The organism is Acidobacteriota bacterium (assembly GCA_016196035.1).
In the GTDB taxonomy this organism is placed as follows: domain Bacteria; phylum Acidobacteriota; class Blastocatellia; order RBC074; family RBC074; genus JACPYM01.
On sequence record JACPYM010000088.1, the window covers coordinates 183,422 to 189,944 of the forward strand.

Sequence of the window (6,523 nt, forward strand, 5' to 3'; positions counted from 1 at the left end):
GAATCTCAAATCTCAAATCTCGAATCTCGAATCTCAAATCTGTAGTTACCAAACTTTCCATTCGGCCTGTCCGGCATCCCACAATTGATTAAATTCGACGTTATCCTTGTACGTATCCAAGCACTTCCAAAAGCCCGTGTGCTGGTAGGCAATCAATTCGCCCGCGCGTGCCAGTCGTTCCAGCGGTTCGCGCTCAAGCACGCAATCAGCGTCGAGATAATCAAAGATGCCACGATTGAAAACGAAGAAGCCGCCGTTGATCCACTCCTGCATCATCGGCTTCTCTTCAAAATTGGTCACGGCGCTCTGTGCGTCGAGTTTCAAAATGCCAAAGCTGGAACGCGGATGCACTGCCGTCAGCGTCGCCAGTTTGCCATGCGCGCGGTGAAAAGCGAGCAGGGCAGGCAAATCCACATTGGCCAAGCCGTCGCCATACGTCACGCAAAACGTTTCATCCTCACCAAGGTAATGTTGAATGCGTTTGAGGCGTCCGCCGGTGTCGGTGTCCTGTCCCGTGTCGGCAAAGGTGATGCGCCAGTCATCACGTCCGCGTTCGTGTTTGAGCAATTGCATCTCGCCACCCGCGCTGAGTTCCAGCGTGAAGTCGTGATCGAGCCAGTGCCGTTCGACGAAATAGCGTTTGATCGTGTCGCCCAAATAACCCAGACAAAGCACGAAATCATTCAGCCCGTAGTGCGCATAAATTTTCAGCAGATGCCACAGCAGCGGACGCGCGCCGATTTCGATCAGCGCCTTGGGCAGATTGACGCCGTGTTCGCCCAAACGGGTGCCGCGCCCGCCGCAAAGGATGACGGTTTTCATCGGATGATTTTGTTCTTCTTCAGAAAGGTGGTCAGCGTACCGTTGAATTTCTCCGGCTCATCCATCATCAGGAAGTGGCTGACGCCCGGCCAGACCTGGTATTCGATGCCCGGCACCAGGTCGCGCACATACTTTTCATAATCGGCGCTCCACTGCGGATTGACCGCCATCAGCGCCAGCGTGGGCACGTTGATTTTATCCGCCTCTTTCCAGATTTCAGGATCGAGCATTCCGTCGAAGGCCGAGATCATCACGTGTTGCGGCGCGCTCAGCATCGCGGCTTTCACTTCATTGCGCGTTTGCTCGTTTTTCATCGCCTGCGTCAGATACGTCACCATCTGTTCAGCGTGTTGTTTGTACCCAGGCCCGCGAAACGGGTCGAGAAACTGCTTCATGGATTCTTTCGTGCCCATTGACTTGAGACTACCGTCCACGATGACCAGCGCGCGCACTTTGGCAGGATACCTGCGATAAAACTGGCGGATGACCGGCGTGCCCATGCTGTGGCCAACCAGCACGGCGCGTTCGACCTTGGCGTCTTGCAAGACGGCATCAATCGCGCGTGCAAACAAATCCATCGAATAAGCGATGTTGTCAGGCTTGTCACTCTCACCGTGGCCGGGCAGGTCAATCGCAATCACGCGCGTCTGGCCGATGAAGGCTGGCACATTGGCTTTCCAGAACGTGGCGTTGCACGTCCAGCCGTGAACGAAAACGAGGGCCTCGTTCCCTTTTCCATAATTGTCATAATGCACGCGCAGGCCGTCGAGATTGGCAAAGCGGGTTTGCGGTTTGGGCGTTTGGGCAAAGGCTGTCTGTACACTTAGCCAAGCAAGACAAAGAGTCGCAGCCGTGAATGCGGGGTGGCGCATTAATCGAAGCATAGTTCTGGACCTTTCATTGAAGAGCATTCGTGATGGCCGTCCGAAACCAGTTGGTTTGTACGAGCCGTTTGGGGGGTAGCTTTAATTTACTCAGGAGTTGCCGGTTGAAGCGTGTTTTCATATCGAAATATGGGTAAAAGCTTTCCAGGTCGTCGCTGCGTAGCGCCTGCACAATAGCCTGGGTAGCATTTTCGTCCCGCTTGATGTTTTCGTCATTCAACACGGAGTAGCCGCGGCGCGCGCCTTCCAAGCCGGTCAAGATGTAATCGCGCTGTTCGTTCTTTTGCCGCCCGATCTCAGCGCGGTAGGTTTCGGCATCAAAATCCGGGACGGCTTCCTGTAAGTTGTCAGGATGATAAAGATAGTTCTCAAAAGCGTAATAACCAAGTACGCGCAAATTGGGGAAATGCTGACGTAGCCTGGCAATCTCTCCGTCAGTCAAATAATCGCGATCCATCAACCCGTAGTATGCAGGGTTCTGTTTCACGTTCAAATAGACTTGCCGTTTGTCTTGCACGCCAATGAACAATTTGTCGGGCAGGTTAAGCAGGTTGTAGTACTCATCATTCTTGTTTTCACAGAGGATCAGTTGCTTGCCCTGAAAGACGCGCAGCAACGTTTCTTTAGGGACGGCAATCTCGTAAACCTCGAGTGACTCTTTTGGTTGCGGAATGATGGTTTGCGGTAGATCGAAGTCGAATTGATCGAAGTCGAGGAGCGCGGCGTGCGCGGCTTCGCGGGCATACTGAATGAAGCCGAGCGAATGGCTGGCCGTCCAAAGCTGACAGTTATCGGGAATCCAATGTTCAGTGATCTCTTTCAGAAGCGCATATTGCAGGGAAGTATTGAGATGGGCATCAAGCTCGTCTATAAAGTAAATTGTATCGCGGTATAGGTTATTACGATTGAATAGATTGAAAAGAATGTTGACGATCTCTTTTTCACCACTGCTAAGCAAGTTGTAGTGAACGTCGGCTTCGCCTTTGCGGAAACGAATGTCGGCGGGCTTTCCTTCCAGGGGTGGAACCAGCCGGTGAAGCACCAGGGAAGTTGGCGGCTTTGCCCCAAAGACCCTTTCGAGGGCCTGGTTGATGGGATTGATGTAGCGAGTCTTTAATTCGTCAGAGTCGAAGCGCCCACCGTTGAACACTTCTTTGAGAATCTTGCCAGTCACGACGTCCAGGTCATTTTCAAATCGCTGATCAAGCTCAATGTAAAGACGAGGACGATCCCGGTCATGCTCGATCTCGATAGAAGTTTGAGGGCCAGTTCGGGTCAGACGAGGAACCTGTCTTAATGCGCTACGTCCATAAAAAGCAGTCTTATCAACTGCTGATCCCTGGTTGTTGGCACTCCTCTTAGCGACATATCCATCGTTAAACTCTACGGAAACTTCAGACGCATCTTGAGCAACTTTGCTGTAATAGGCCGGGTCGCCAGAGGAATTCCTATCCTTGCTATAACTAGAGACCCACTCAAAGGCATCAAAAACACAACTCTTTCCACTACCGTTCGCCCCAATCATCAACACCAACTTCGGTGCCGGTTGTGCAATTGACAGGTCAATTGTCAGATCAGTAAAGCGTTTGAAGTTTTGCAGTCGCAGCTTGTTGATAAACATAGCGCAGTCTTTCAATTCTTGTTTGAATTGTGCTCCAACTCCCAGATTTTGGCGTATTTCAGGAACACACTGTAGGCCGTGAACATTGCAATAATCAATCCCTGCACGCCATCGCGAAAGCCTTGTTTGAGCAGGTACGTGCGCACAAAGGCCGCCACCGGCAACACAAACAACTCCGCCATCCGCGCGCGCTTGCCGCTCTTGTGCAAGTGTTCCGCCGCGAGCGTGGTGTAGGTGTCGAGCACACGATGATGGTCGCTCAGGTCGCGTTTGGTGTAATGCAGCAACTCGCCCGGCAAAATTTCAACGCGCCCGCGCACGTGGGCGACTTCGTGTGGCGCAACACCGTCCCAATAACTGGCGGCCTTGCGATAAAGCCGCATCTGGTAATCGGGATACCAGCCCGAATGCTTGATCCACCGACCCAAATAAAACGTGCGCCGCGCGATCTTGAAGCCATCCGGCAACGCCGTCGGGTCTTGTTGGCGCAAGGCTTCGGTAGCGGCGCACAACTCCGGCGTCACTCGTTCATCGGCGTCGAGCCAAAGTATCCAATCGCCCGTTGTCAGCGAATCGGAATACAGGTGCTTGTCTTTGTAACCGCGAAATTCGCGCTGAAAAATCTTGTCGGTATACCGGCGCGCAATTTCAACTGTATTGTCGGTCGAAGCCGAGTCGCAGACGACAAGTTCGTCCGCCCAGGCGACCGATTCGCAGGCGGCGGCGATGTTATCGGCTTCGTTATAGACGTTGATTTTGACGGAGATTTTCAAGCGGGCTTTTAGACTTTCGGAGGGGAAGGGGTTGGCATAAACAAGGACGCGACTGGGCAAGCGAAGCCGGGTAAGAGCGGCGAAGTCAATGCGTCTTCGTTGAGCAAGGTGGCAATTTGTGTGAGCCGGGTGCGCTGGCGGCGGAAGACTTCGACGCGCTTTTTCTGCCAATCCACAATCCAGTATTCGCGCACACCGCGCCGCGAATAGAGCTTCAATTTGGTGTCACGGTCACGCGTTTCGTTTTGCCAGCCAGGTGAAATCACTTCGACCACCAAATCGGGTGCATCGTTCAGCTTGCCATTTTCGCCGAGAATCTGTGGCAACCGTTCGGCGCTAACCCACACCACATCAGGCGCGACGGCATCGTAAATGCTGAAGATGACGCCGGGCGCTAGTACTCCATCAAGCTGTAAGTGATGGATGCTGAGAGCGCATCCGGGATGTAGGGCGGGATTAAATCCCGCCCTACATCCCTCATTTTCAGCTTGATGGAGTACTAGGTTGGCGACGCCCAAACCAGTCTTCTCATCCCAATCTGCCAATTCCATCACGAGCCGCGAACAAACATACTGATGGTGCCAGTGCGGTTGTTCGGTTAGATATAGCTCTCCCTCGATAAGTTCACGGCGCAGTCCGTCTTCTGGGAACGCGTCCAAATCATGAATGGTGTACAAAAGGTCAAAAGCTGGCTTGCGTAAGGCGCTCACAGTACTTCTCCTTGTTTGGAATGGCGGGATTCTACAACGGCCTGGTGAATGAACACTAGCGCCGCTCACCAACCGCACACGCCAATATTAAAGTGCTTGACCCGGCTCACTGCGGAGCATACCGTCGCCTTGCCTTCAAAGATCAGTTGAAAACAACCAGCGCAAATGGATGCCAGCCCCAACTGGCGAATTTGATTTTGCCCAAAGCGCCGCACCCACCCTGATCTTCCCCCAGTTTGCAAGCACCGACGTGGGATTCTCCTCCAATCGTTTTTTCGGCTAACTAAAGCGAAAGCCCTGCCACCATTTGCTGATGATGGAAGGGCTTGTTGCGCAAAACCACCGCTGCCGCCTTTCGGCCAGCTTGGGAAGTCTTGCTGTGACGGCGCACATCCTAGCAACGAAAGCGGGCAGCTTCAATTTCGCAAAGGAGAAATCGTTATGACTAGCCTGCGTTCAATCTCTAACAAGCCACTCGTCAAATCCGGCCTTCCGTTCGGCTGGCTGACTGTTGCCGTGCTACTGCTCTCTTTCATCTGGACGACAAGCCCGACGAAACACTTTTTCGCTGCGGCTTCGAGCAAGACAAGCCCGCCCGCACAGGGCGTAATTGCCAGCCCCACGCACAAACTGGCCGCCGCCTACTACTCGTTGAAAGACAATTTGCGGGCGACGCTGATGCTGAGCAATCAGGGGCCTAATGTCATCCCCCTTCAGATCACGCTCTTCAGCAAGCAAGGAACCCGCCTTAACGTGCCCGCCACCTCCTTGCGTCCGCACGAAGTCCGTGCTTTCGATTTGCGGCAGATTGCGGCGTGGGGTGTGGAAGAAGGCAACTTGCAAGTCGAGTATCAAGGCCGCCCGCTGGAAGTCGGCGGCGTGGTGACAATGGTGGACACGGCGCGCAGTTTGATCTTTGACGAAGAACTGGCCGAACCCGCCAAAGGCTTCGCCTCCGCGCGGTTGGAAGGCGTTTGGTGGCGACCGACCGGCAGTGCAGAGCTTCAACTCGCGCTCACCAACACCACCGATGCGCCGCTCACAGTTGCCTTGGCCGCTGGCGCCGAAGGGGCGGGCGATTCCGGCAACCTGACGTTCAAACTTGAAGCCCACGCCACGCATGTTCTGAGCACAGAGGCCAAGAGCGATAACGAAAAGCTCAACTTGAATGGCGTGGCTGGCGGCCTCTCAATCAAACATTCCGGCGCGCCCGGCGCACTGATCGCACACGGCTACATTCAGGAAGCGTCCAAAGGTTTCTCAAACGTGATCGAATTTTCCGACCCGCAAAAGGCAAAATCGGCCCGGCTCGACGGGACAGGTTTGCGCATAGAAGCCATTGCTGGACAGGAACTCTCGCAAATTGCCGTGTTGCGTAATGTCGGCGCCACGGCGCTCGTCGTTAAAGGCCGCTTGCCCTATACCCTGACCGATGGAACGCAAGACGCGGCAGATTTACCAGCGCAAAAGCTCGCGCCGGGTGAGGTAAGGAGGCTTGAACTGACGCCGGTAATCGCCCGTCTGTCACGCGGTGCAGTGGTTGCGGCGGCAGGGCTGGAGTTTACTTACGCAGGTGAACCGGGCAGTCTGATTGCGGCGGCGTTGAGTCTGAGCAATGATCGTAACCAAGTCTTCCGTGTGCCCATGCGGGACGCGGCTGTCCAATCAAGCAGTACCGGCGAGTATCCCTGGAACTTTGACAATTCTTCCTCG

At 54.3% G+C, this 6,523-nt stretch carries 6 protein-coding genes; 1 reads left to right on the top strand and 5 read right to left on the bottom strand.

Translation table 11 applies throughout. The features are described 5' to 3' along the window. Positions 1 to 45: 45 nt before the first annotated feature. From rfbF to HY011_25885, 5 genes are read right to left on the bottom strand one after another with little or no spacing between them, the layout of a single operon-like run. A complete protein-coding gene (gene rfbF / locus HY011_25865) occupies positions 46 to 822 on the bottom strand; it encodes a glucose-1-phosphate cytidylyltransferase (GenBank protein ID MBI3426372.1) in 777 nt (258 codons plus the stop codon). Then, positions 819 to 1,706: an alpha/beta hydrolase gene (locus tag HY011_25870; GenBank protein ID MBI3426373.1), complete on the bottom strand. Its 888-nt coding sequence runs from the start codon at positions 1,704 to 1,706 to the stop codon at positions 819 to 821. The genes rfbF and HY011_25870 overlap by 4 nt, the downstream gene beginning before the upstream one ends. 13 nt (positions 1,707 to 1,719) lie before the next feature. After that, positions 1,720 to 3,327: an AAA family ATPase gene (locus HY011_25875; GenBank protein ID MBI3426374.1), complete on the bottom strand. Its 1,608-nt coding sequence runs from the start codon at positions 3,325 to 3,327 to the stop codon at positions 1,720 to 1,722. Positions 3,328 to 3,338: 11 nt separating this feature from the next. Beyond that, positions 3,339 to 4,100, bottom strand: coding sequence for a glycosyltransferase family 2 protein (locus HY011_25880; protein ID MBI3426375.1), 762 nt, complete (start codon positions 4,098 to 4,100; stop codon positions 3,339 to 3,341). An 8-nt stretch (positions 4,101 to 4,108) separates the two neighbouring features. After that, positions 4,109 to 4,810, bottom strand: coding sequence for a Uma2 family endonuclease (locus tag HY011_25885; protein MBI3426376.1), 702 nt, complete (start codon positions 4,808 to 4,810; stop codon positions 4,109 to 4,111). A 441-nt stretch (positions 4,811 to 5,251) separates the two neighbouring features. On the opposite strand from HY011_25885, the gene HY011_25890 reads away from it, so the two are divergent. Further along, positions 5,252 to 6,523: hypothetical protein (locus tag HY011_25890; protein MBI3426377.1), on the top strand; the 1,272-nt coding region annotated here is incomplete at its 3' end.